Origin of the sequence: Paenibacillus sp. FSL W7-1279 (assembly GCF_037969845.1) — a bacterium.
GTDB lineage: Bacteria > Bacillota > Bacilli > Paenibacillales > Paenibacillaceae > Paenibacillus_AQ.
The window spans coordinates 5,512,223-5,538,258 of sequence record NZ_CP150215.1; the positions used below are offsets into that span (position 1 = coordinate 5,512,223).

Here is a 26,036-nt window from a genome sequence, read left to right on the forward strand (position 1 = left end):
GGACATTGATCTGTAGAATTAACGTCATACAGACCTGCCCAGAGAATTTTATTCCAAGGCGGTCTGAATGTGCCGTCATGCGGATATTGACTTTTCTTTCCTTCTGCCATATAGTTCATTAATGAAACTATTTCACACGTGAACTATTTGAGAGGAGAACTATCATTGAACGACAAGGCAAAGCAGTGGATCGACCGGTATGTCGATGTCTATCTGCTTGTATCGAGGCGGATCAACGCCCAGATTCGAGAGCAGCTCGGCGAGGATCTGACCAGTGACCAGTTTCAAGTGGTACGCTTGATCAACGGCACGGATCACTGTACTTCATCCTATCTGGCGGAAGCTCTCGCGGTTGGCAAAAGCTCGGTTACGGCTATCGTCAACCGTCTCGTGGATGCCGGCATTATCGACAGAACCCGGGACGAAGCAGATCGCAGGCTGGTGTATCTGACTTTGACGGAATACGGACATACGATTTTTGAATCTGCCCAGGAACAGATGAGGGAGATCGTCTCCCCTTACCTGCATCATTTTGAAGAAAAAGATATCGAAATGTTTATCTCGATGTTCGAGAAACTGGGGCAATTGATGTTTGAATCAGGGGGGAGAAAGAATTGAAAGCCATACTGAAAGCAAGATGGGCCATTATCGTTCTGTGGCTGGCTGCCGCAGTTATGCTGTTTTTGTTCGCGCCGTCCATGTCGGATCTGGTGCGGGAGAAAGGGCAATTATCCGTACCGGACGGTTATACCTCTTCGCGTGCGGCGGAAATTCTCAAGGAGGCCTCCGGCGGCGAGGAAGGGGAAACCCTGCATCAGGTTGCGCTCGTCTTCAATAAACCCGATGGGTTAAGCGAATCGGATAAGGAGAGCATCCGGGAGGGTGTTCAAGCTTTAAACGATAATAAAGAAAGCCTCCATATCGATTCCATAAATGAACCGTTCACACAGACGGAGCTGGAAGATACGCTCATCGCCAAAGACGGCAAGACCATCATGGTCGCGCTTCAGGTCAGCGGCGGCCAGGAAGCCGTCAAAGAGCTGCCACAGAAGGTTAATCAGGTGCTGGAAGGCGTTCAAGCCGATCATTACCTGACAAGCGAAGGCCTCATTAATGAAGACACCATCGTCAGCTCCGAGGAAGGCCTGAAGAAAACGGAATACATTACAGTTGTCTTTATTCTCCTCATTCTGTTCGTTGTATTCCGTTCCTTCGTGGCACCGTTCGTCCCGTTGTTGACCGTAGGGCTCAGTTATATCGTGTCGCAGTCGGTCGTTTCTTTTCTTGTGGACCAGTTCAACTTCCCGATATCGACCTTCACTCAGATCTTTATGGTAGCCGTCATGTTCGGGATCGGGACCGACTACTGTATCCTGCTGATCAGCCGGTTTAAGGAAGAACTCACCACGTCGGAGGATACCAAGACGGCGATCATCGAGACTTACCGAAAAGCAGGCGGCACCGTGATCTATTCCGGGCTTGCCGTATTTGTCGGCTTTGCAGCCATCGGGTTATCCAAATTCATTCTGTACAAATCCGCGGTTGCGGTTGCAATCGGCATCGCCGTTATGCTCCTGGCATTGGTTACCGTCGTTCCATTCTTCATGGCGGTGCTGGGCAAGAAGCTTTTCTGGCCGTCACGCGGCAAGCTGGAGCATAGCGAAAACAAGCTTTGGGGGGCGGCAGGTTCCTTCTCGCTTAAGCGCCCTTGGGCTGCATTGCTTGTCGTAGCCGTTATCGTTGCCCCTTTCCTGGCTACATACAGCGGCAAGCTGTCGTTTAACAGCCTGGAGGAAATCGGGCCAAGTTACGCTTCGGTCAAGGGCTTTAACATTATTTCGGACAGCTTCGGCCCCGGACAATCGCTGCCATCCACCATCGTGATCAAGAACGATGACCGCATGGATACGGCGGAATACATGGGACTCGCGGAAAAAATCAGCCGGGAAGTGGAAAAGGTTGATGGCGTGTCCAGCGTACGCGGGCTCTCCCGGCCAACCGGCGAGCAAATCAACGATTTCCTCATTCCGACTCAAGTGAAAACGTTAAATGAAGGATTGGGAGAGTCCAAAGACGGACTGACCCAGATTCAGAATGGACTATCCGAAGCAGGCAAGCAGCTCAGCGAGAATACGCCGAAGCTGAATGAAGCCGCAGCGGGAGCCAAGGAGCTGACCAAGGGAACCGCCGACCTCAAGGACGGCATCACGGAGCTTGGCCAAGGCCTCAGCGCCATCCAAAAAGGAATCCAGAGCGGCAGCGCAGGCGCAGGCGAACTCAAAGCAGGGCTTGCCCAGGCTGCGAAAAGCGCGAAAGAGTTAGCTGCAGCTCATGCCCAGCTACTCCAAGGTTATAAACAGCTTGATACCGGATTAGCAGCTCTTGAAGGCGGCGTTGCCGGACTTAAAGAACAGCTGGGCGGCGTTGCGGCTGCACTGAGCGGACTTGAAGGCTCCTTCACGGGACTGGAGAGCAACCACCCGGAACTCATTCAGGATGCCGACTATCAAACCATCAAAGGTACCGTTACGCAAACAGCCGCAGGCACAGCCGAGCTGGCAGCAGGGTTAGGACAAATCTCCGAGCAGCTTAAAGGCGCGTCAGCCGGCTTATCGGAAGCCAACGCCGGCTACGCCAAGGCAGCCGCCGGTCAAACGGCGCTTGCCAACGGTCTTCAGCAGCTTGTGTCCGGTATCGCCGAGCTTCAATCCGGCCTTTCACAGGCAGCTAACGGGCAAGGACAGATCGTGAGCCAAATCCCTTCCATTACAGGCGGTCTGGACCAGCTGCAAGGCGGACAGAAGCAGCTTGCCGACGGCTTTGGCGATCTAACCGGCCAGATCGGAGAACTAACGGAAGGCCTGAACGCCAGCGCGGACGGATTGAAGCAAATTTCGGACGGACTGCATTCCGCACAGGATTATCTGCAGCAGATCCAGGACGTTCAGGATGAAGAGCTCAGCGGGTTCTTCATTCCGCAGGAAGCCCTTGAGAATGAAGAGTTCCAGACGGTATTCGATACCTATCTCAGCGATGACCGCAAAGTAATGACGCTGGATGTGGTTCTGGCAACCAATCCGTACAGCGAAGAGGCGCTGGGCAGCGTCGAACAGATTCAATCCGCTGTAGATCGCGCAGTAAAAGATACGAAATTGGAGAATGCCGAGGTTGCCATCAGCGGCATTACCAGCACGAACAACGATTTGCAGAACATATCGAATGAAGACTACACGCGAACCGTGATTCTCATGCTGAGCGGAATCTTCATTATCCTGGTCGTGCTGCTGCGCTCCATCGTGATGCCGATCTATCTGATTGTTTCACTGGTCATCACATACTTTACCGCTGTCGGCGTTACGGAGATGATATTCGTTCACGGCTTCGGGTATTCCGGCATTACCTGGGCCACGCCGTTCTTCAGCTTTGTCATGCTGATTGCGCTTGGGGTGGATTACAGCATCTTCCTAATGGCGCGTTTCAACGAGAACAAGTCCTGGAATGTTCAGGATGCCATTCTGCATGCCATGCGCAACATGGGTACTGTGATCCTGTCCGCAGTAGTCATTCTTGGCGGTACCTTTGCGGCGATGTATCCGTCCGGCGTACTGTCCATGATGCAGATCGCAACGGTTGTCCTGGTTGGACTTGTGCTATACGCACTCCTGTTCCTTCCATTCTTCGTACCGGTGATGGTCCGTATCTTCGGCCGGGCTAACTGGTGGCCGTTCACCCCGAAGGAGCAGGATGCAAAGAGCCCTTCCGGACATGACGTAGGAATGTAGCCATTACAAGGGTGACCCCAATCTAACAATGATCACCATAACCGTCTTTTTCCTGATTCATGACAGGTAAAAAGGCGGTTATTTTCTATGCCATTTCAATAAAAGTGAACGGAAACCTTAACCGTGAGTACTTGGGACTACTACCAAAGAACCGAACGAATGCTTTTTGTTGGAGAATAGCTATACGATCGTCACATTTTCTCGTATATTAAGAAGAAGAATTCTCGGATTTCAAACCATACCAAAACTAAAAGGGAACGTGAACAGTGCCAACACGATCTGCAAACCATACCTATCGCATTCAAACTAAAAAGATTCTACAGTATATATTGGCCGTTGCTGTTTTTCTGTCCGTGCTCCTCAGCCTTCGGTGGTATTGGATCGAGGCCTTCGTTCCTCCCCACCATCCGAAAGCTTCCCAAGGGCTGCTCGACTTACGCAGCTGGGACCTCACTCATTCCAAATCCATTACATTGGATGGAGAATGGGAGTTCTATCCTGACATGCTTGCCACAAAACAAGAACTGGAGCAAACCAATCCGCAGCATCGCTATGTGCATGTACCGGGAAATTGGCGGGGGAGCCAAACGGAGGAATCCGGATCTGCCTATGGTACCGGAACCTATCGGCTTCGTATTCTGGTCGATCCATCCTTAACCGCTCCCCTTTCGTTCTGGATCCAGCAGATCCAGGCTTCGGCGAGTGTCGAGATAAACGGCCTTAAGATGGGAGAGATGGGCAACACCGGAGAGGACGGCAAAGACAACTATTCACCGGCTCGAAGTCCCTTCGTTGTCGATTACGCTCCCGCCAAACACACGCAAGACATCGATTTGATTATACGCGTGGCCAACCATGAGCATCCACGCCAAGGCGGAATTGTAAATTCCATCAAGCTGGGATCCAGCCAAGCCATCCATGGTGAACGCGGACTTTCCATCGATCTTCAGCTCATTACATTCGTTGTGCTCATCCTTCACAGTCTGTATTCCTGCATCCTGTTCTTATTCAATCCGCGGGAATGGACGCTTCTTGATTTTTTTCTGCTGCTTCTCACCGCATCTGTGACGATTGGAGTGTCAGATGACGATTTACTGCTGAAATGGCTGTCCATCAATTACGATTGGGATCTTAAAATCTCCATATTGTCTTATTCCTGGCTATCTTTTTTCATATTGAAGATGACCAGAAGTTTCACCATAAAGACCCGCAGCCGATGGTTTACCGCATATGGCGTTTCCCTGCTTCTATATTCCGGATTTATTGCAATCGCGCCTGCTTCGCTTGTTTTCTGGACGGTGGAGTATAAAGTTTTTACCGTTTTTTATATATTGCCGATCATCATCACGATCTATATGTTCGGGCGAATGGTGGCTGCAAGCCGGGATGACGCAATCTTTCTGCTCTTGGCAGCCAGCGGCGTTTTCTCCAGTGTTATTTGGGGAGCACTCATCAAATATCAGGAACTTCCAAAAGTGTATTACCCCGTTGATGTCATCGCGGCCATCATCGGTTTCTCTGCCTATTGGTTTAAGCGTTATTTCCGCAACGTCGATAAAATCAGCAAGCTTAACCGCGAATTGCAGAAAGCGGACAAAATGAAAGACCGGTTTCTGGCCCAGACCTCACACGAGCTGCGAACGCCGCTGCACGGGATCATGAATATCGCCCAGAGCGTCTCAGACAGGGAACAGCATAATATGGACAATCGAAGCGCGGAGGATATGAAGCTCCTTGTTAAGGTTGGACGTCAGATGTCGCATTTGCTGAATGATCTGCTGGACGCCGTAAGGCTGAGGGAAAAGCGAATCGTACTGCATGCCGAGCCGCTATCCCTTCCCTCTATCGTAAATGGCGTTATCGATATCCTGAAGTATTTGCTCGAAGGAAAAACCGTGCAGTTGAAAATGGATATAGACACATCCGAAGCCCTCCCTCTCGTTATGGCTGATGAAAAGAGGCTGGTGCAAATCCTTATGAATTTATTGCATAATGCCATCAAACATACCGAGGAAGGAATCATTGTCGTAACGGCCAACGCCAAGAACGGGCAAATGTTCATCAAGGTAACGGATACGGGAACGGGAATGGATCAGGAAACCCAGCAGCGGGTATTTCTGCCATACGAACAAGGGGATCCCGGATACGGCGACACCAACGGCATAGGTTTGGGTCTTAGTATCAGCAGAGAATTGGTGGAGCTTCATGGCGGCTGGATGACGGTTCACTCCGAAATCGGAAAGGGTTCGACGTTTACATTCACGCTGCCTTTGGCGGATTCGACTGACGTAGAGATGGCCCCGAACCTATCGGCCGTTCGGCTCGAGGCCTATGAAGAAATAGCGGCAAGCCGGAACGACCTGAATGACCAGCCGCTTCTAACCGCAGAAGTCCCGTTTGTGGAAGAGCAGATGAACATTTTAGCCGTTGACGATAATTTTGTGAATTTGAGAGTGCTTGCAAATATATTGATGACTGAACCTTACCACCTGCAATTAGCAGCATCGGCCGGGGAAGCGCTGGAATTGCTCGGAACGAAAGCATGGGATTTAGTAATTGCAGACGTGATGATGCCGCAGATTTCTGGTTACGAGCTGACACGGAAGATAAGAGAACGTTATTCCCCTTCCGAACTCCCTGTGCTTCTGTTGACGGCGCGAAGCGAGCCCTCCGACATGTATGCGGGGTTTCGAGCGGGTGCCAACGATTATGTCACGAAACCAGTGGATCCGATGGAGCTTAAATACCGTATCCAGTCATTGATTACGTTAAAGCAGTCCGTGAACGAGCGTCTGCGTATGGAAGCTGCCTATCTGCAAGCTCAAATCCACCCGCATTTTTTGTTCAACACCTTGAATTCAATCCACGCATTGAGTGAAATTGATGTGGAAAGAATGCGAAAACTTAACGAGGCCTTTAGTTCATACCTGCAAATTAGTTTTCAATATCAAAACTCCGGCAAATTTGTCTCGCTATCGGAAGAACTCGAACTTGTACGCGCATATTTGTACGTTGAGAAGGAACGACATGGCAACAGGCTCCATGTCATATGGAACGTGGATCAGGACATTCACCTCCTGCTCCCTCCATTAACGATTCAGCCTCTGGTTGAGAATGCCGTACAGCACGGTATTATGCCAATCGCTAAGGGCGGAACCGTACACATTCGCATTGAACGTCAGGAGCTTTCCACGCTGATTCAGGTCAAGGATAACGGCATGGGAATGAGCACAGAAAAGGTACAGGGGTTGCTGGATGCTCCGCGAGAGGACAAGAGAGGAATTGGCCTGTACAATACGAATCGCAGATTGATTCAGACGTATGGGAGCGGTCTTTCCATTCAAAGCGAGGTCCGTGAAGGGACAAGCGTATCTTTTGTCATTCCCGATTCGGAGCATTAGCGTTTCTTAACCGGTAATAGGAGGGTATCCCGCCAGATCTAAGATCTTGGGACACCCTCCTTTTTTTCAAATACAGACGGATCCGATTGCTGCGTGTTCTTATTCCTTCTGCCATTAACCGATACAGATCGCCGTAAATGGAACGATGCTCCAGTCTAGCAGCTTACGATACAACTCCGATATAAAACCCGTCGTACCCCTTACTTCCCACCGTTTGAATTGCCGTGCCGGAAATCGCGGAGTGGGCGGACAGCATATCCATGAATTTGCGGATACCGTGCACCCGAGGGTCTGTGCTGTGATGATCGATCACTTCTCCATTCCGGATCACATTATCGCTAATAATGATCGTGCCCGGCCGTGAGAACTGTAACGCCCACTTCAAATAATTCGGATTGTTGGGTTTATCGGCATCAATGAAGATCAGATCGAACGGCTCCACCTTCTCCTTGGCCAGCTGCTCCAGCTGCAGCACAGCATCGCCTACCCGGATTTCCACCCTATCCTCCAGTCCGGCCAACGCAATATTGGATGTGGCAATCTCGGCATGATGCGGATCGAGCTCCAGTGAAATCAGCCGCCCCCCATCCCCAAGTGCTCTAGCCATCCAGATCGTACTGTAACCTCCCAGCGTACCAATCTCCAAAATTCGTTTCGCACCCTTGATCTGAACGATGAGGTTCAGCAGCTTCCCTTGAGCCTTGGATACATCAATCTCCGGCAATCCGGCCTCCCGATTTGCAGCTAAGACCCTCTCCAAAACCTCATCATAAGGAATCAAATGTTCTGTGATGTAATCGTCTACTTTATCCCAAGTCGCAGCTGTATCATCCTTCTTGCTCATGCCCGCTTCCTCCCTTATTCTCCATATGGATCTTACAAAATCATTGTATGTGATTTATTGTTATAGATATAATATATATTTAAAGGACTTATATAACTTAAATATATGAATGAATGGGAGTGCGGCACTCATGAATTTACACGCATTACGGCTCTTTCACGTTATCGCCACAACGGGCAGTGTTACCCGTGCTGCTGAATTGTTGAATATAAGCCAACCCGCCATAACAGCCCAGATTAAAAAATTCGAGAAGGAACTCTCCCTTACTCTGTTCAAGCCGCAGGGCAGGGGCATCGGGTTGACTTCGGCCGGAGCCGAGCTCGTTCCGCTTGCCAAAAGACTCTTCTCCGTCGAGCAGCAGATTGAACAATTCTGCCTGGATTACCGCAGCGGTTCGAGGGGACAGATCCGCATGGCGGCTACCTATCTTCCTTCCCATTTTCTGCTGCCGGCCTGGCTTGCGAAATACAAGCAGCGGTACGAAGAAGTTGAAATGAGCATAACCACCACAAATTCAAGCGATGCACTTAAGCAACTGTTACATATGAATGTCGACCTTGCGATCTACGGCGGTCTGCCAGAGGAATCTCCGAATACGATACAGATCGAGGAGCTGTTCCGGGATGAGTTATGGTTTGTCGTATCCCCCGATCACCGCTATGCCAATCAGCGTATCTCCCTGGAAGAGATGATGAGAGAGCCATTTGTTATGCGGGAGGAAGGCAGTTCAACGCGAGAACGTTTATTTGCCTTATGCCGTACCCATAGCGCGCCTTCCCCGCGGATCACGCTGCAATTCAACGGTCTGCACGAAGCGATTATGGCCGTCATTGCCGGATACGGTGCAAACTTTGTGTCCTCACTCGTTGTACGAGAGTATGTCGAGCGCGGCGAACTGAGCCGGGTCTATGTCGATGGAATCGAGCTTCAAAATATCATAGCGGTCTGCGCCCGCAAGCATGAGCCGTTATCTGCTGCCGCCATGAACTTCGTGGATATGATCCGGAATCAGTCATAAGTACCCGTTACATTTGATTACCATATTAATGTGAAGGATAACCAAAACATTCCAATCAAGACGTTAACAATCTGTTTAGTACCGACCTCATGGCAGCCTCACTGCCGTCATGTTCCACGACTTGCGCAAACGCGGCACGCAATGCCTCCGCCAGAATGATGCCCAATTCTTCGCCAGCCTCTTCTCCTGATGCTGCGGCCAGTTGACCGAGATAACGGGCAACGGGATTGTCTCCTTTACGGGGATCGGGCTCAGACAGCAATCGCCCCGTTTTAAGGCGAATCATGCTGTCGTAAGCGGTCAATATAGCCGATTTCAGGCGCTGATCGGGAGGGGCTGCATCGGCAACAGCTTCCATGCGATCCAATATTCGAAGTGTTACATCATCCCGAAGCAAGCCGTAAAATTTCTTTTTGGATTTGTAATGATGATAAAGAGCTCCCACGGTCACTCCGGCATCGGCAGCAATGTCGTCAACTTCCGCTTTGTGGTATCCCATCTCGGCAAAACGCTTCAATCCTGCCTGTATGAGTTTGTGCTGCGTGGTACCCGGTATTGGTATATGACTCATGTAACTCCCTCCGAAACGTTCATGCAAAGATATCTAAATTCTAACATAGCAACTCTTTAAGAGATATAATCTTGATAGCTGTGAATAGCCATTTCTAAAAAAACAGCTTGATTATACAACATAACTCAATTATGTTAACTATAACCCAATTATCTTACATCACGAAACTATACTTTATTTCGAGGTGAGAACATGGAAGGAAACGTTATTTTTTATTTTGTTCCGGTCAAAGATATCAAGACAGGCAAGACCCTCTATCGCGACACGCTTGGTTTGGAAGAATCATGGCGCGAAGGAGATTACACAGTCGCCTTCAAGCTTCCCGGTACCGACGTTGAATTGATGGTTGAACAAGTCTCGGAAGGAGGCCCGGATGCAGCCGGACCTGTTTTTCTCGTGCCATCTGTTCGGGAAATATACGAGAACAATCCCGGCAAGCTGCAATTTATCGGCGAACCGGGTGAAACACCGGACGGCCTCTGGTTGAGTGCCAAGGATGATTCCGGCAACGGAATCTACTTCACGGATGAAAGCCTCCATGAATCCTGATCCCATTTGCGCCCACTGGCCCCCTGCCCTCTAGGGAGTGACGGCGGCAAACGCCAATATCCATCGGCTTCAAATGCTGCAGTAACAACAAGAACAAACAAGTAGGGACGTCCCGTCAGATCCTGGATCTTTCGGGACTGTCCCTTTTTTTGTCTACTCCTCTGAAGCTTGATTAGTAAATTTACCGAACGTGTTAACCTTTAATGGAGCCGATCATGACGCCTTTCTCGAAATATTTTTGCATAAACGGATAAATGAGCAGAATCGGAAGCGTCGATACAATAATGACCCCGTACTTGATCTGGTCGGCATAACGCTGCGCATACCCCCCTGCATCCCCTCCTGTTCCGGCACCGCTAGAGAACACCTGGTTTGACAGCAGAATATCCCGCAGAACGATTTGCAGCGGCTGAAGCTTCGTGTCCCGGATATAGATCAGCGCGGTGAAGAAGTCATTCCAGTGCCCCACCAAATAATAGAGTCCGATGACGGATACCAACGCTTTGGACAGCGGCAAGGCCACTTTAAAGAAAAAGGTAAAATGGGAGCAGCCGTCCATGACAGCCGCCTCATGCAGCTCCTGCGGCAGCGAGTTCTCAAAAAAGGTCCGAGCAATGATCAAATAAAACACATTCACGGAGAAGGGGAGAATAAACACCCAGATGGTGTTCGTCAGACTAAGCCCCTTCATCAACAAATAGGTGGGAATCAGCCCGCCGTTGAAAAACATCGTGATCACGAAAATAAACATAATGAGCCGTCTAGCGCGGAATTCCTTTCTGGATAGCACATAAGCTGCCGGAAGCGTGAACAGCATGTTAACCAAGGTGCCGAACACCGTATAAAACAGCGTATTCCGATATCCGGTCCAAATCCGCATATCTTTGAAAATCTCCTGGTAACCGAAAAAACTGATATTTTTGGGGATAAACAGGACCTTCCCCGTCGATACGAGCGTTGAGTCGCTGAACGATGCAATGATGATAAAGTACAGCGGATAGGCGATCAGCAGAAAAATCATACTGCACAGAAAACCCAATGTGATCTTAAACGCTAACTCCTTGCCGTTTAAACGCGTTCTCGTATGTTCATGTTCCACAACCGTTTCTCCTTCCCCGATCATTAGAATAGGCTCGTTTCCGACATTCTCTTCGAGATCGTGTTCATCGCATACAAGAATACGAAATTGATGAGCGTGTTAAACAAACCGATGGCCGAAGCCAAGCTGAATTGATTGGAGATGATGCCGATTTTATAGACGTAGGTGGCAATGACCTCCGAGACGGGAAGGTTCAGCGAATTCTGCATCAGAAATATTTTCTCGAAGCCGGTCCCAAGGATATTCCCCATGCTGAGGATAAACAGGATGATGATGGTCGGGATGAGGGCGGGAATATCTACATACCGGATCGTCTGCCATCGGCTGGCCCCATCGATTTTGGCGGCATCATACAGCTGGGGATCCACGGTGGACAAGGCTGCAAGATAGATAATGCTGTTCCAGCCGCAGTGCTGCCATATGTCGGAAAGCACATACACCGGGATAAACGTCGAGGTGGATGCCAACAGATTGATATGTCCCAGCCCCACCGCCTTCATGAAGTGACCGACAACTCCGGTTTCGGAGGACAGCAGCACGTTCAGCATCCCAACCAGCACGATAATGGATATGAAATGGGGCAGGTATACGGTAGTCTGCATCAGCTGCTTCATTCTTTTTCTGCGGATCTGGTTAAGGATGAGGGCCAATATAATTGGAGCCGGAAAGCCAAGCACGATCGTGGCCAGACTGATCAGAAACGTGTTCCGCATTAGATCCGTGAACAGGTAACTGTCGATGAATTGCTGAAAGTAAGCAAGCCCTCGCCACTCGCCGCCGGTCAAGCCTTTGCTGAAATCGTAGTCCCGAAAAGCAAGCTGGATGCCGTACATCGGGATATAGTTAAACAACAGGATGACGATAATAGCCGGAAAAATCATAATCCACAGCTGATAGTCTCGTCTGAAGGTGTTCTGTCTTTTACGGGGTTCCATATCCTCCCTCCTAGTTTTGATTCATGTACTCGTCGTAATATTTTTGCATAATCTCTAGATTCTGCTTCAGGCCTGCCTTCTCGCTTTCCTTGATGTACGTGTCCCATTCGGCTTCCACGCCGCCCTTGGTCACCCATTTGGCAAAGCTGGATTCCGCCAGATTCATCACGTTCGTGTTGTTCAGGCTCATGGCGTTGTTGTCCATGGTGGAATACTTGATGAACATGCCGGGGAACACGTCTTTATCGGGATCCACGTCCAAGGCCGCCTCCAGCGGCTCCGATTGTCCCAGCACCTCCTGCATATCCGTGCCAAGCGTCAACTCTAAGGTATCGGGGATATAAAATGCGCCGTTGTCCGCCATCGTCGAGGTCCATTTCCATGTGCCTGGATCCATCTTGGCATCGGCCGGAGGCAGAACGGCATATGTACCGTCTCCGTTATCTTTAATATTCGGTCCGAGGGATCCGAACAGCACCTGCATGCCCACCTCGGGCGCATAGAGCTCGTTGATGAATTTCATGGCCGCTTCCTTGTTCTTGGTCTTGGCGGACATCACGATATGGTTGGGTCCATAGTTCAGAGAGTAATGATCGTAGCTCCAGGACAGCTTCCCTGCATAATCTGCCGACACCTTCATCGGCGGCATGGAAGCATACTGCGGTGCCAGCTGCTCGCCGAACCGGTCGGACGCCACCCATCCCCAGGTAAAGCCGACCTTGGCCGTATCCCCTTCCCCGCGGGCGATGGATTGAAATTTCGTATAATCATGCGTGAACACTTCCGGGTTAATCAGACCCGCCTTGTACAATTTATTTAGAAACGCGACCATCGTTTTGTACCGTTCATCCGTCAGGAAATTCTTCACTTGACCGTCTTCCACGAAATAGCCCTGTCCGCTGCCGTCCGTCAGCGTAATGCCCATGCTGCCCAGGAGCACCGCCGGGTTAAAATATCCGCCGATGCCTCCCGGCCAATCCATCGGAATCTCGTCATTCGGATCGCCATTGCCGTTGGCATCCTTCTCTTTGAAGGCCACCAGGACTTCATACAGCTCATCCCATGTGGTCGGCATGCTCAGGCCCAGTTGTTCCAACCACTGCTGGTTAATGAACTGCCTGCTGGCGGTAGCGGGCCAGAACCGCTGATATTTCGGGAGACCGTAGATTTTGCCGTCCGACTGCGTGGCAATCACTTTCGTATCCGGCTTTTCATTAAACATGTTCTGTACGTTGGGCGCCTGATCCAGCATGCCGGACAGATCCTGGAATAAACCCTGGAATTGCGCAAAGTCCGCATCCGTAATGACGTTCGGCCCGATGAACAGATCCGGAATATCGCCGCTGGCCAGCATCGTCCCTTTCTTCTGTCCCCAATCCGCGGTAATCTCCTGCCATTCGATGTCCACGCCCGCCGTCTCCTCAACCTTTTGCAGCCATTCCATTTCAGCCAGCGGCTTCGTGAGCGGATGCTTGGTAATGATGGCGGTGAGCTTTACTTTTTTGCCTGTTTGATCCCCGGGTGTTTCGGCTGACTCGTTCGTGTCACCTCCGGACCCGCTGCATCCTGTTAACAACATGGCTGTGATGGCGACGAGCGAGATGAAAACGTTTACCCTTTTCTTCATTCCATTACCTCCTGGTTTCGTTTGTTGGTCTGGTCCATGAGGGTATGCGGCCATATATTGGCCTTGCCTTGGGACACATTTCACTCTAAACGGAGGGGAAGAGCCCCGTAAACGGACAATTTTTTAAGCATCTTCATTTTTTGAAAGCGCTTATAATAAAATGAATGAAAGCGCAACCAATCTGGATCGACACAGGGAATTCAAATATTGTATACGTTCAAAAAATGAAGCTGCTCAGCTTCACGAAAGCGCCCGCACAAGAAGCTTATAACCAAAAGGTTCGACAAAAGACCGCTGTAAGCTGCCTTATCCAGCATCAGCGGTCTTCGTTTATGCTTTATGCGTATTTCGATATTGTCCGGGTGTCGTACCCACCATCTTTTTGAAGGAACGGATAAAACTCGAGGTGTTGGTGTATCCGACCTGTTGGGAAATGGATTCAAGGGTCTCCTCGCTATCCCGTAAAAGCTGAATGGATTTCTGGATGCGAAGCTGATCGATATACTCTTTGAAATTTTGCCCCATCGTTTTCTTGAAGTGATGACTGAAGTTGGAGACCGACATATCAAAATAATCGGCCATCATCTGCAGCGAGCAGTTTGGATCCATTCCTTTCTCCGCTATGAGGGACAGAATCTCCTCCTGCGTTGCCGTACGGGACACGGGGAGCGTTTCGCTGATCATCTCGCATAGCTTGGCATAACTCTCCCTGATAATCCCGATCATCTGCTCCAGCGTATAACGGTGGTTAAATGCCGCCTCGGTGAGCCGAAGCAGGCTCTGGTCGTCATGACGGAACCGTTGGAGGCCGTTGAAGATGACGGTAACCGTATTGAGATACACGCTCCGTATCATATGCGGCGGCAGGCTGTCACTGCTTAAGTAACCGATCATTCGCTCCGCCAAAGAGGCCAGCATGGCCGCATCGTTCTTAAGGATCGCAAGTTCGAGGGATTGCAGGATTTCGGCAAAATAGGAGACGGCTCCGGTTTGGGGGATCTCGAGGTTATCAAAGGTCAGCACGGTCCCGATCTTCCGGATGCGCAGAAACTCCGCTGTGCGGAGCGCCTGCAGGTAGGAGAGATGGAGGTCCACCGGCGATTGGGCAGCGCTAGACTTGCCGATGCCAATCGCCGTCTGTTGGCCCGTACGCTCCAATATTTCATCCTGAAGCCGCTCTACGCAAGATTTGATAGGGAAATCGGCTGTATGGGAGCACACCAGAATCAATTCCTGCTGATAGATGCTCTTGAAGAAGTAGCCTTGGGCATCATCAGGCAGCAGTCCCTCGTAATCCCGGCAGCAAGCCAATATCTTGTCCAGCCCTGCTCCATCCGCTTCGCAGCACAACACGGCAACCGTGTAGTTATCATGATGAAACCGGATGCCGACCCTGCGGGCTTCCTGTTCAAAGTTCTCCCAGTCAGGAATATGCCCACTCACCAGCTCAAACAGCAGGTTGTCCCGCATAATCGGCAACGATCCCCTCACATGCTCGTCCAGCTTGCTGTTAGCCTGCGAAAGCTCCTCCAACGTATACTTAATCGTATCAATCTCGTTCATCGGTTTTCGCTCCAGTGGTTCAAACACATGTACGGCGAGATCAACCAGACGGCGAATCGGCTGGTAGTTCTTCCGGATGGATACATAGATGATGAACACTTCAAGCAGCAGAATCAGCCCGACCAGGATAGCCGTATTCAGCTGAATCGTCCGAATGCCCTGCAGGGACTTAGATACCGGCAGCAAACTCACATATTTCCAGCCATTCTTATCCGATACCGAGGACGATACCAAATAGTCCGATCCGCTGATGGTATGAATACCCGAAGAGGAAACTGACTCTTCCCCTAAACGATGCACAAGCTTCTTGAAATCATCGGAAGATTGGTAAGACGTATCATTGGAGGATACCAATCGCCTTCCCTGGCCGTCTAGCACAAAAAAATCGCCGCTGTAGGTTTCCGAAACGGATTTCATCATCCGGACAATCGTATCCTCCCTAACCATGATCATAACGGCCCCGGGGGAATTCGAGCCCCCTACCGGCAGCGGCTGCACGAAGGTCAGCATTCTGACCCGGTTATTGCCGGGCACGACCACATTCTCCACAGGCCTCACGACAGGAGAATGAAGATCATTCAGAGTCTGGATCATATCTTCGTGGGCCCAGTTTTCATAATAGTAACCAACACCCGGAATGGATAGGTCGTCCAGGCTGTATGCGCTTCCAGTTTTGGAAAACAAATAACCGATGTTCTTCACATACAGCAAGGTGTTGTAAATAAACGCATCGGTTGCATTGTATTTTTTCATCTCATTGGCAATAAGCACCCGCTGGTAGTCGCTTTCCTCCGCCTTATACATCTTGAATTCCCGGTTCTGCACCAGCTCAAACGGTAAATTGTACACATATCTTGTAAACGTATCCATCGATGTCATGAACTGCTCCGTAATATGCGCATTCCAGTCCATTTCCTTCTCTTTCACCACTTCTGCCGAATAAGGATAGTAATAGCACAGGATGACGATCACGGGAAACATCAGCACAAGCAAATAGGAAATCAACAATTTTGTCAGCAGGTTAACCTTATGGATTCGCAAGCGGTGACCACCTCCCTATCCTTCGAACCAAATCTGAAAATGTTATCTATAAGAATACGTAATTTTCAAAAAAAAGAAAACTCATTTCCTGTTATACACTTTCGGAAATGAGTTTCTGATATGTGTACTATAGTTGTTGCAGCAGTCATGAGGATTGTTCCACTCCCCATTTTTCGGCCCACTTCTCCATCTCCTTCAAAGAATCCAGGAAGTCCAATCCCTTGTCGGTCAATGAATATTCCACGGAGACCGGAACGGTAGGAAATACCTCGCGTCTTACGATCCCGCTGCCTTCCAAATGCCGCAGCACATCCGTTAAGGATTGCGTCTTGATGATGGCAGCATCCCGGTGAAGCTGATTAAAACGTTTCGGTCCTTGGGCTAATTGCGCGATGACTAGAAACGCCCATTTGGCTCCGAGAATTTGCAGCACTGAACAGATATGATTGAACGCCGGCGTTTCCTGCAGCTCTTCTCTAACAGGTTCCACGATCTCACCCCATCGCTAACTAATCGTAAGTTAGTCAAAATGATTGGATAATATCCAAATACTTTGCCTTCTTACATAATATATGCGCCTTACTTATAATACAAACACAAAGAGATTTCAAGTTATACCAACCCGCTTGCGGCATGTGCTAGCCATGATTGCAGAGGGTATTGATCATCTAACGAAGGGATGAATTGGATATGAATCGATTTACGATATATTTATTGGCGCTTGGGGTTTTTCTTACTGCCACCTCGGAACTGGTCGTCTCGGGTATTCTGTATGCGATCGCAGACGATCTTCATATTTCTTTGGCCTTTGCGGGCCAGCTGATTACCGCGTATTCGCTTGCTTTTGCGATCGGGACACCGTTTCTGGTCTCGCTCACCGCTCGGTTCAACCGTAAAAAAGTGCTGCTCGGCTCTCTTCTGCTGTTCATTGCCGGCAGTCTCGTTTCCTATTTCAGCACCGAAGTCTGGATGCTCATGGGCTCCCGCGTCATCCTGGGGGTAAGCTCAGGGGTGTATCTCGTGGCCGCAATGGGTACAGCAGCCAAGCTGGTACCCCCGGATAAGTTAGGCCGTGCCATCGGTACCATCGTGCTGGGTTTTAGCAGCGCCATGGTGCTCGGCGTTCCGATCGGTATATGGATCACGAATCTACTGAACTGGCAATCGATCTTTCTGCTGCTGGCTCTGCTCAGTCTGCTGGTCGCCTTTGTCCTGACCAGACTCCTGCCGGATGTTGAAGGGGACGCTCCTGTTCCCTTTTACCAACAATTCAAAGTGCTGGGGAGTGTCTTAATCGTGAGCGCGCTGCTGCTTACGTTCTTCCGGGAATCCGGCAACTCGGTACTGTTTACGTATGTTACGCCATTTATCCAGGATATTTTCCATATCGCTCCATCTGGAATCAGTATCATAATGCTTGGCTTTGGACTTTTTGGAGCGATCGGCTCGAGGCTCGGCGGGTATGGGGTCGACCGGTTTGGCCCAGCGAAAGTGATTACGCTCAGCACGCTCATTCATATCGCGGTATTCGCACTTCTTCCGCTGCTCGCCGGTCAATCGTTCATAGGACTCGTGCTGATGGGAATCATGGTGCTGTCCATGTTTGCGGCGGGTCCGGCCGTTCAGAGTTATTTTATCCAGCAAGCACCGGGCTCTTCCAATCTGATCCTCAGCTTAAACACCTCCATTGTCCATCTCGGGTTAGCCGCAGGCGCGGGCGCAGGAGGCTTCATGGTCAATACGACATCCACGCTTCAATATCATCCATGGCTCGGTGGATTCGTGCTCGCGCTTGGCCTGGCCGCAGGACTGGTCAGCTTCTCTGCCGGACGGAAGTCGCCGGTTACCATCCCGAAATCGGCCTGACCTCGCCTGCTCCATCATATGAAATTTGCCCAAGCCACCCTGCCAAGGGTGGCTTCCATGCTACTGGTTCCAAAAATGGGCTCACGCATGCTTGCCTATGGGAATACCGTATTTTATGGGTCAAACGCCTATTACATTATGAAGGGCAGGAATCACAGTGGCAGTCTCTTATATAGATTTCACCTCTCCATCTGTTCGTTATACTTATGATCTGAGAAACAATCAAACATTCAAGAAAGACAATCAGAATTTCATCTATTCTCTCTCCGTAAAAGAATTGAACACGCTCGGAAACGCCTCCCTGCTGGATATTCACCTCAGCACAGGCAATGTGGTGGAGCCGCATATCCACCAGAATGCATCCGAGCTGGTGTATGTCATTACCGGCGCAGCCATCGTCTCCTTGGTCAACCCGTTCACGAAGGAGCTGCTGAACTTCAAGGTAACGCCCGGTCAAGTAGCCCTCGTCCCCCAGGGCTGGTGGCATTATGAAATGGCGACGGTTGACAACACGCACCTGATCGCGGTCTTTGACGCACCGGTGCCTGAATTCATTGCAGGTTCCGATCTCTTGCGATTGACGCCAGCCAGCGTGTTCGCGCACACGTACTGCCTGGATGAAGACAAAGTCAAAGACACCCTGGCCCCGATTACCGATACGGTTGTCATCGGTCCGCCAAAAAACTGCCCGCAGCAGGGGCAAGTGCAAGGGCAGATGAAGCATCAACAGCCTGCGTCACATCATAATCAGCACTATTACCATCAAGAAACCTCTGGTAATCGGGACTATGAGCTTCTTCAACAGCAGCAACAGCAATTCCAGCAACAGCAGCTGCAATTTCAGCAGCAACAACAGCAACAGCTGTTCCAGCAGCAATTTCAAGCCCAGGATCAACCCCAGCATGGAGCATATGCTGCTGAACCGCCGCTGACACCACCTCATTTGCAAGAGCAATTCCGTTCGCAACAACAAATACAAGAACAGCAGCGTCAGCAGTTCATTCAACAGCAGCGTCAGCTGCCATTTTTGCAGCGCCAGTTAATTGGAAACGGTTGGGATCAATTCTGATTAACCCTCTGGTGATTATAGCTCTTCGAATGGAATACGCAGCATCACTGGCCAGTGATGCTGCGTATTTCTTTTTATATGGAAATATATTATTTAGGAAGACCGGATCCTCCATTATTTCTAGCTTCCGGCTGGGGTATGGCATGATCGCAGAAGCGGCCATACAAGAAGAACTGGCAGAGGGGAAACTTCAAGCACGGCCTATTCCGTCCTGGCTGCCCGAACGTCAGATTTGTGCCGTTCGCCACTGCAATAAGCTGATTAGTCCGGCGCTGCGGATGTTCTGGAGAAACTTTTTGGACCATTTTGCATGACAGCGGCGGATGGGATTCCAAACAAGTTTCCGATTTGATCCGGCTAATATTTCGTATTCTCCGAAAAACGGTTAGAATAGTAAGATACGGCATCTTTTCGAATGCCAATGTAAATCGAAGGAGGAACCATATTCATGAGCGTTGATTATAAAGCGTATTTCGCTGAACACCGGGAAACCCATCTAAATGAGTTGAAGGAATGGTTGTCCATTCCGAGCATTTCGGCTCTGTCCGAGCACAAAGGCGATGTGGCAAAGGCTGCCGAGTGGCTCGCAGGCAAGCTGACCGAAGCAGGCCTTGAGCATGTGGAAGTTCATCAAACGGCTGGACATCCTATTATTACGGCAGACTATCTGCATGCCGAAGGCAAACCGACCGTGCTCGTCTACGGTCACTATGACGTACAGCCCGTAGACCCGCTTCATCTGTGGGAAACGCCGCCATTCGAGCCGGCTGTCCGCAACGGCAAATTGTACGCACGCGGAGCAACGGACGACAAAGGCCAGCTCTTCCTGCATGTCAAAGCCGTCGAAGCTATTTTGAAGCAGGAGAAGGAGCTGCCGGTCAACATCAAGTTCTGCATCGAAGGCGAAGAAGAGGTGTCCAGTCCGAACCTCCCGCTCTATCTTGACAACAACAAGGACAAGCTGGCTGCGGACGCGATCGTGATCTCGGATACGTCCCTGCTCGCACCTGGCAAACCGGCCATCTCCACAGGCCTTCGCGGATTGTGCTCCCTGGAGTTGTCTCTGGAAACGGCCAATACCGACCTTCATTCCGGTACATATGGCGGCGGCGTACCGAACGCCCTGCATTCGATGGTGTCCTTACTCTCTTCGCTTCATGACGAGCAGGGCCGTGTCGCCGTAAAAGGCTTCTATGACGGGGTGCTGGAGCTGTCCCCGGAAATGCGCGAGGAATTTGCCAAGCAGGAATTCGACGAGGATAAGCTGAAGCAGGATCTCGGCCTCGATTCCCTGTATGGTGAGGAAGGCTTCTCCTTCGTTGAACGCGTGGGAGCGCGTCCGACCCTTGAGCTGAACGGCGTATACGGCGGATTCCAGGGTGAAGGCAGCAAGACGGTCATTCCGAAGGAAGCCCATGCCAAAATTACGTGCCGTCTGGTAGCAGACCAAGATCCGCAAGCGGTACTTGACGCAATTGAAGCCCACTTGCATGCCCACACTCCAGTCGGTTCGAAGATTACGTTTAAACCGAAGGAAAAAGCATTCGCTTTCAACATCGATCCGTCCCATCCAATGCTGCAAAAAGCCGCAGACGCGTTCGAGCATGTCTACGGCACGCGTGCCCTCTTTACGAAGGATGGCGGGTCCATCCCGATCGTGGAGAAGCTGTCCAGCACGCTGAACGCTCCTGCCGTCATGATGGGCTTTGGCTTGCCGGACGAGAATCTGCATGCCCCGAACGAGCATTTTAATTTGGAAAATTTCGATAAAGGCTTGCTGACGATCGTTGAGTATTTGAAGCTCGTGTAAACTTTTGACGCCAACAGTCCGAAGAGTAACATAACAATCTTAAAAAAAGAACGCGTATGGCGGGATAACCGAATCCCTGCCAATACGCGTTCTTTTGCTTTATGAAAAGCCCTTATGTCATCTGTATACCGATCATTGACCTGCGGCTTCGTTTTATCGAAGAAATCGACCATGGGACGTCTTACAAAAACTGTTGGGATGCCGGAACAAGCGGCTGCTATCACCAACAGACGGTTGCTATCACCAACAGACGGCGGCTATCCCAAAACATGCGGATCCAAATACCAATTTACTGCTTCTATCGCCAACAGCGGCTAAGATCACGAAAACATGCAGATCCAATTACCAATTTACTGCTTCTATCACCAACCTGCTATCCCAAACAAGTGAATTCCATCACACAACTTGCAGCTGCCATCACCAAACAAGCTAATCCATCCCTAACAGTCGGCGGCTATCGCCAACAGCGGCTACGATCACGAAAACATGCAGATCCAATTACCAATTTACTGCTTCTATCACCAACCTGCTATCCCAAACAAGTGAATTCCATCACACAACTTGCAGCTGCTATCACCAAACAAGCTAATCCATCCCTAACAGTCAGCTGCTATCACCAAACAGACAGGTTTCATCAGCTGCATACGGCTGCTCTCCCCAAAACATGCGGATCCATCACTAACAGTCGGCTGCTATCACCAAACAAGAAGGTTTCATCAGCTACATACGGCTGCTCTCCCCAAAACATGCGGATCCATCACTAACAGACGGCTGCCATCACCAAACAAGCGGCTTCCAACGGACTACAGATCCGTTATTCGCCATATTTCAGGCGATTCTCTTATCCTAACGGACACCAAGTCCGTTATTTAACCTTTTTGCTGCGGAAAAACGGACTTTTTATGCAAATAACGGAACTCATGTCCGCAAGTATTAAAGTTTAGCTCTTATCAGAGCAAATAACGTATCCTGTGTCCGGTAAATCCCATTTGACTCATTTGGCACGTTTGCTACATTTATCCCCTTTGACACGTTTATCACGTTTATCCCCTTTGCCAAGTTTGTCATCAGTTTGTGCAGCCTGTTCACTTTACACGTTTGTCATCAGTTTGCGCAGCCGGTTCACTTTTACACTTTTGTCATCGAGGTTCGCGCAGCCGGTTCACTTTTACACGTTTGTCATCGAGGTTTGCGCAGCCGGTTCACTTATACGCGTGCCCCTAGCGACCATCAGAAGTAATTAGCACTGGTCTTTCTTCCACAAACTATGTTTTTGCGCGTATCAGCGCATAGGCATGAATAGCGGTGGGGATGTTAATACAATTGGATATCGGGTATTAAAAAAGAGAACTTCTGTACAACGCATAAGGAGGGAACGTATGAGAGCAGTCACATTTCAAGGCGCAAAAGACATTCAGGTCAAACACGTAGAGGATCCATCCATTCGGACCCAGGATGATATTATCGTCCGCATCACCTCTACAGCCATTTGCGGTTCCGATCTTCATATATACCTAGGAGCTATGCCTGCGGCTAAAGATTTCGTGATCGGCCATGAGCCCATGGGGATCGTAGAAGAGGTCGGTGCCAACGTAACCCGCGTGAAAAAAGGCGACCGCGTCGTTCTTCCGTTCAATGTTTCTTGCGGTCACTGCTACTATTGCAATCATGATATGGAGAGTCAATGCGACAATTCCAATCGCAACCCGGATGTCCATGCCGGAGGGTTCTTGGGTTACACCGAACGCTACGGCAACTACCCTGGCGGACAAGCTGAATATTTGCGCGTGCCGTACGGGAACTTTATGCCGTTTGTCATCCCTGAGTCATGCGAGCTGGAGGATGAAGCGCTTCTGTTTTTGTCTGATGTTCTTCCTACTGCCTATTGGAGCGTGGAGAATGCCGGCGTGAAGCCGGGCGATACCGTGACGGTGCTCGGCTGTGGACCGATCGGTCTGATGACCCAGAAATTCGCCTGGATGAAGGGGGCCAAACGGGTAATCGCTGTGGATCGTCTCCCTTACCGGCTGCAAAAAGCAAAGCGGATGAACAACGTGGAGATCTTCAATTTTGAAGACTATGATGATATGGGCGCATACATCCGCGAGATCACCAAGGGCGGCACGGATGTTGTGATCGACTGTGTTGGTATGGACGGCAAGAAGTCAACCATGGAAGCCATCGGTCAAAAGCTGAAGCTCCAGGGCGGAACGTTAAGCGCAATCGATATTGCCATCGATGCCGTTCGCAAATACGGCACGATTCAGCTGACCGGCGTATACGGTTCATTGTACAATATGTTCCCGCTCGGCCATATTTTTGAACGGAACATTACCCTTACCATGGGACAAGCCCCCGTCATCCATTATATGCCGGAGCTGTTCAAGAAGATCACCGCCGGGGAATTCGACCCAACCGAGATTGTATCCCACCGTCTTCCATTGGAGCAAGCAAGCGATGCCTATCGGATATTTAACGATCATGAAGAAGACTGCACCAAGGTGGTTCTGAAGCCGTAGCGTAATTCCTCAGCAAAAAGTTAAACCAAGCATCCCTGTCACAATCTTTTTCTTGGATAGCAGATGCTTGGTTTTTTTTGTGTCCCGGTTCATGGAATGTAGTGAGCAAAAAATTTTACCGAATACGTGGTTGGACGCTTCGACATAACCTCACGTCTCAAGGGATGTATCGTCAACGGCTAACCAACGCCGGTTAGGCTTGTCTATTCACTCACTTTTCTAGGATTCACCCGAATGATCGTCCCGCATGGATCGGATATCCAGTAGCCCTGCGAGTTCTCGTAAACCTCCACCTCATCCCTGCGATCTACCTGATGCTCTTTCAAATACGAAGCGGCCGCCTCGGGATGATCCGTAGTGACCTCTAACCAGACATCCTGCTGAGCATAGTGAGTCATGCAATCCAGCCATAAATTGTTCGGACCGTGCTGGAAGAGGTGGGAACCATCCTTGAAGCCCAAATAAGGCAGCTGCAAAACCTCTTTGTAAAAATGCACGGTTTCCTCATACTTGTACTTCGGAATTTTAAGGGCAATATTGTTTCCGCCGACAAACCGAATATCCGCTGATGACATGAGTACAAACCTCCATCTGTTTTTTTATATCGTATCATGCTGCGGCTTCAATAAATTCTTCTAGATTGCTATCCTGTCAATGATAGGCTAAGATGACCCCGGCATCGGTTTATACCAATTGGGTATATGCGTCTCGAACCCCTCATACCAGTTCAGTACGTCTTGAGCCTGATTCAGCATAACCTCCACTTCCTGCTCACCGAATGGAATTGCCCAGTGTATCGAGGAAATCTGATTACTCGCGATATAAAGTGCCATTAATCTGAAGAATGAATCCGGTACCTCTCCACCCTGGAAATATCCGTGAATACGACCGGAAGCAAACCACGGGCTAATCGCAGCATCCCACGTAATCCGGTTAAACTCCTCCCAAGGATCACCGGAATCCGCCCGGTTGAAATCGATGATGCCCAGCTCGCCTTCAGGCGTAACCACCATATTGCCGACATGATAATCCCCATGCTGAAAAGAACGGGGCCGCTCATCAAGCAAATATCGGTGCTCCTCCATATAACGAATGATGTTCTCAGCACCTGCGAGCCGGATACCGCAGCTCTCATAATTTTTGATGTACCTATCCATCTTGGAATTATAATAAACCGCCCACGTATCAAAGCCGCTCTCAGCCGGAATGCTATGCATCTTGCACAAATATTGGCCTGCCTGAACGCCCAGCCGGTACTGCTCCTCAGAATCCAGCAATGGAATGGCGTCCCTGGCATCTTCTCCCGAAACCCATGTGAACAGGGAAAACACTTGGCTGCCATCACGGCATACACCAAAATCAATCGGGCGGGACATACGCATTTCGATAGGATCCAGCTTTTTTACCGTTTCAAACTCCCATCGCTTCCTCTCGTATTGAGAGATGTCGGATAGCCGAAGGAGCCACTCCTTGCCTTGCGTATCCTGAACATAATATTTACGATCTGCCGACCAGCCCTTGTCAATCGCTTGAATGACGATCCATTCTTGAGCTCCCGGGATTTCACGAAGCATTTCCTGCATGCTGTCCCCCCTATATTCCTTCACGAAATTTAAATCTCATACATTATAAATGATGAAGGATCTGTAGACCATCGGATCAATATTCGGCTAAACCCTGGAATAAATAAATTCGTATCGCCCATAATCACTGACCGTAACTGTCAGGAATGGTGTAATATACTCGACTTGCAGCACACATCCTAAACCAAAGCGAGGGTTATACATGAACATGAGTATAGAGGATTTTAAGACTGAATGGTTAAAAGAGGCGCATATCACCGAACAAGTCATGAACGCTTTAACCGACGAATCGCTCAAAACCGCTATGACGGAGCAGCATCGCACGCTTGGACAGCTGGCCTGGCATTTGGTGATGTCGATTCAGTACATGACCATGCTCGGTTTGCAATTTGATGGCCCGTCCCGCGAGCTGGAAACCCCCGATTCGGCCGCCGAGATTCAGGACCGCTACCGCCGGATTCGGCATGACCTTCTGGATGCGGTTCAGTCCCAGTGGAGCGAGGAGGATCTTCGTGCTACCCGCGAATTCGACGGAGAGCCATGGACAAACGCGGCATTCCTGCATTTTACCCTGGTTCATCAAGCGCATCACCGCGGACAGATGACGGTGCTGATGAGACAAGCCGGCCTGCGGATTCCCGAACTCTACGGCCCGACCTACGATTCCTGGATCGACAAGGGCATGGACCCGCTCGTGTAGAAAAGATACAATCTACTTAAACGTAAAACATTCGGGATCATCCCATCCTAGAAGGAGCG

General features: G+C 50.0%; 20 protein-coding genes. 11 read left to right on the plus strand and 9 right to left on the minus strand.

From position 1 onward, the window contains the following. Positions 1-165 precede the first annotated feature (165 nt). The 3 genes from MKY82_RS24920 to MKY82_RS24930 all read left to right on the plus strand — a co-directional run bounded on the left by MKY82_RS24920 (position 166) and on the right by MKY82_RS24930 (position 7,183). Positions 166-618, plus strand: a complete 453-nt coding sequence (locus MKY82_RS24920; RefSeq protein ID WP_220684282.1) for a MarR family transcriptional regulator — start codon at positions 166-168, stop codon at positions 616-618. After that, on the plus strand, positions 615-3,782 hold the full coding sequence (locus tag MKY82_RS24925; RefSeq protein ID WP_339294603.1) for an MMPL family transporter: 3,168 nt from the start codon (positions 615-617) through the stop codon (positions 3,780-3,782). The genes MKY82_RS24920 and MKY82_RS24925 overlap by 4 nt, the downstream gene beginning before the upstream one ends. Before the next feature lie 266 nt (positions 3,783-4,048). After that, entirely contained in the window at positions 4,049-7,183 is a 3,135-nt protein-coding gene (locus tag MKY82_RS24930) for an ATP-binding protein (RefSeq protein ID WP_339294604.1), read from the plus strand. A gap of 163 nt (positions 7,184-7,346) precedes the next feature. Here the strand turns inward: MKY82_RS24930 and MKY82_RS24935 are convergent, their stop codons facing one another. Next, positions 7,347-8,027, minus strand: coding sequence for an O-methyltransferase (locus MKY82_RS24935; RefSeq protein ID WP_339294605.1), 681 nt, complete (start codon positions 8,025-8,027; stop codon positions 7,347-7,349). Positions 8,028-8,157: 130 nt separating this feature from the next. Here MKY82_RS24935 and MKY82_RS24940 point away from each other — a divergent pair, with 130 nt between their 5' ends. Further along, complete coding sequence (locus MKY82_RS24940) at positions 8,158-9,045, plus strand: LysR family transcriptional regulator (protein ID WP_339294606.1); 888 nt, start codon at positions 8,158-8,160, stop codon at positions 9,043-9,045. A 55-nt stretch (positions 9,046-9,100) separates the two neighbouring features. On the opposite strand, the gene MKY82_RS24945 is transcribed toward MKY82_RS24940, so the two are convergent. Further along, complete coding sequence (locus MKY82_RS24945) at positions 9,101-9,616, minus strand: TetR/AcrR family transcriptional regulator (protein WP_339294607.1); 516 nt, start codon at positions 9,614-9,616, stop codon at positions 9,101-9,103. Positions 9,617-9,808: 192 nt separating this feature from the next. On the opposite strand from MKY82_RS24945, the gene MKY82_RS24950 reads away from it, so the two are divergent. Further along, on the plus strand, positions 9,809-10,165 hold the full coding sequence (locus tag MKY82_RS24950) for a hypothetical protein (RefSeq protein WP_071223220.1): 357 nt from the start codon (positions 9,809-9,811) through the stop codon (positions 10,163-10,165). A 193-nt stretch (positions 10,166-10,358) separates the two neighbouring features. On the opposite strand, the gene MKY82_RS24955 is transcribed toward MKY82_RS24950, so the two are convergent. The 5 genes from MKY82_RS24955 to MKY82_RS24975 all read right to left on the minus strand — a co-directional run bounded on the left by MKY82_RS24955 (position 10,359) and on the right by MKY82_RS24975 (position 16,920). After that, entirely contained in the window at positions 10,359-11,288 is a 930-nt protein-coding gene (locus MKY82_RS24955) for a carbohydrate ABC transporter permease (protein WP_216530299.1), read from the minus strand. Next, positions 11,288-12,199 (minus strand): ABC transporter permease subunit, encoded by a 912-nt coding sequence (locus MKY82_RS24960; RefSeq protein ID WP_220684277.1) that lies wholly within the window; start codon positions 12,197-12,199, stop codon positions 11,288-11,290. The genes MKY82_RS24955 and MKY82_RS24960 overlap by 1 nt, the downstream gene beginning before the upstream one ends. Positions 12,200-12,209: 10 nt before the next feature. Beyond that, complete coding sequence (locus MKY82_RS24965; protein WP_194543984.1) at positions 12,210-13,826, minus strand: ABC transporter substrate-binding protein; 1,617 nt, start codon at positions 13,824-13,826, stop codon at positions 12,210-12,212. Between the two features lie 330 nt (positions 13,827-14,156). Continuing rightward, on the minus strand, positions 14,157-16,430 hold the full coding sequence (locus tag MKY82_RS24970; RefSeq protein ID WP_339218981.1) for a helix-turn-helix domain-containing protein: 2,274 nt from the start codon (positions 16,428-16,430) through the stop codon (positions 14,157-14,159). Between the two features lie 145 nt (positions 16,431-16,575). Then, the gene (locus tag MKY82_RS24975; protein ID WP_071223225.1) at positions 16,576-16,920 is read right to left on the minus strand and encodes a helix-turn-helix domain-containing protein; all 345 of its coding nucleotides are present in this window, start codon (positions 16,918-16,920) and stop codon (positions 16,576-16,578) included. Between the two features lie 200 nt (positions 16,921-17,120). On the opposite strand from MKY82_RS24975, the gene MKY82_RS24980 reads away from it, so the two are divergent. The 5 genes from MKY82_RS24980 to MKY82_RS25000 all read left to right on the plus strand — a co-directional run bounded on the left by MKY82_RS24980 (position 17,121) and on the right by MKY82_RS25000 (position 23,694). Then, on the plus strand, positions 17,121-18,296 hold the full coding sequence (locus MKY82_RS24980) for an MFS transporter (protein ID WP_194543986.1): 1,176 nt from the start codon (positions 17,121-17,123) through the stop codon (positions 18,294-18,296). Positions 18,297-18,453: 157 nt separating this feature from the next. Further along, on the plus strand, positions 18,454-19,365 hold the full coding sequence (locus MKY82_RS24985; protein WP_339294608.1) for a cupin domain-containing protein: 912 nt from the start codon (positions 18,454-18,456) through the stop codon (positions 19,363-19,365). Between the two features lie 143 nt (positions 19,366-19,508). Beyond that, positions 19,509-19,679 carry a LysR substrate-binding domain-containing protein gene (locus MKY82_RS24990; protein WP_339294609.1) on the plus strand — a complete coding sequence of 57 codons (171 nt, stop codon included), beginning with the start codon at positions 19,509-19,511 and terminating at the stop codon, positions 19,677-19,679. A gap of 134 nt (positions 19,680-19,813) precedes the next feature. Further along, positions 19,814-21,175 (plus strand): dipeptidase, encoded by a 1,362-nt coding sequence (locus MKY82_RS24995; protein ID WP_220684273.1) that lies wholly within the window; start codon positions 19,814-19,816, stop codon positions 21,173-21,175. A 1,379-nt stretch (positions 21,176-22,554) separates the two neighbouring features. After that, positions 22,555-23,694 carry a zinc-dependent alcohol dehydrogenase gene (locus tag MKY82_RS25000; RefSeq protein WP_194543994.1) on the plus strand — a complete coding sequence of 380 codons (1,140 nt, stop codon included), beginning with the start codon at positions 22,555-22,557 and terminating at the stop codon, positions 23,692-23,694. A gap of 203 nt (positions 23,695-23,897) precedes the next feature. Here the strand turns inward: MKY82_RS25000 and MKY82_RS25005 are convergent, their stop codons facing one another. Beyond that, a complete protein-coding gene (locus tag MKY82_RS25005) occupies positions 23,898-24,269 on the minus strand; it encodes a hypothetical protein (protein ID WP_339294610.1) in 372 nt (123 codons plus the stop codon). Between the two features lie 87 nt (positions 24,270-24,356). After that, complete coding sequence (locus MKY82_RS25010) at positions 24,357-25,277, minus strand: phosphotransferase family protein (protein ID WP_339294611.1); 921 nt, start codon at positions 25,275-25,277, stop codon at positions 24,357-24,359. A 202-nt stretch (positions 25,278-25,479) separates the two neighbouring features. Between MKY82_RS25010 and MKY82_RS25015 the strand changes: the two genes are divergently transcribed. After that, entirely contained in the window at positions 25,480-25,977 is a 498-nt protein-coding gene (locus MKY82_RS25015; protein WP_339294612.1) for a DinB family protein, read from the plus strand. Positions 25,978-26,036 lie beyond the last annotated feature (59 nt).

Bases quoted from the DNA above. Each gene is read 5' to 3' on its own strand.
- MKY82_RS24960 (WP_220684277.1), bottom strand. From the start codon at position 12,199: ATGGAACCCCGTAAAAGACAGAACACCTTCAGACGAGACTATCAGCTG.
- MKY82_RS24945 (WP_339294607.1), bottom strand. From the start codon at position 9,616: ATGAGTCATATACCAATACCGGGTACCACGCAGCACAAACTCATACAG.
- MKY82_RS24995 (WP_220684273.1), top strand. From the start codon at position 19,814: ATGAGCGTTGATTATAAAGCGTATTTCGCTGAACACCGGGAAACCCAT.
- MKY82_RS24965 (WP_194543984.1), bottom strand. From the start codon at position 13,826: ATGAAGAAAAGGGTAAACGTTTTCATCTCGCTCGTCGCCATCACAGCC.
- MKY82_RS25015 (WP_339294612.1), top strand. From the start codon at position 25,480: ATGAACATGAGTATAGAGGATTTTAAGACTGAATGGTTAAAAGAGGCG.
- MKY82_RS25000 (WP_194543994.1), top strand. From the start codon at position 22,555: ATGAGAGCAGTCACATTTCAAGGCGCAAAAGACATTCAGGTCAAACAC.
- MKY82_RS24940 (WP_339294606.1), top strand. From the start codon at position 8,158: ATGAATTTACACGCATTACGGCTCTTTCACGTTATCGCCACAACGGGC.
- MKY82_RS24955 (WP_216530299.1), bottom strand. From the start codon at position 11,288: ATGATCGGGGAAGGAGAAACGGTTGTGGAACATGAACATACGAGAACG.
- MKY82_RS25010 (WP_339294611.1), bottom strand. From the start codon at position 25,277: ATGCAGGAAATGCTTCGTGAAATCCCGGGAGCTCAAGAATGGATCGTC.
- MKY82_RS24935 (WP_339294605.1), bottom strand. From the start codon at position 8,027: ATGAGCAAGAAGGATGATACAGCTGCGACTTGGGATAAAGTAGACGAT.
- MKY82_RS24990 (WP_339294609.1), top strand. From the start codon at position 19,509: ATGATCGCAGAAGCGGCCATACAAGAAGAACTGGCAGAGGGGAAACTT.
- MKY82_RS24980 (WP_194543986.1), top strand. From the start codon at position 17,121: ATGAATCGATTTACGATATATTTATTGGCGCTTGGGGTTTTTCTTACT.
- MKY82_RS25005 (WP_339294610.1), bottom strand. From the start codon at position 24,269: ATGTCATCAGCGGATATTCGGTTTGTCGGCGGAAACAATATTGCCCTT.
- MKY82_RS24950 (WP_071223220.1), top strand. From the start codon at position 9,809: ATGGAAGGAAACGTTATTTTTTATTTTGTTCCGGTCAAAGATATCAAG.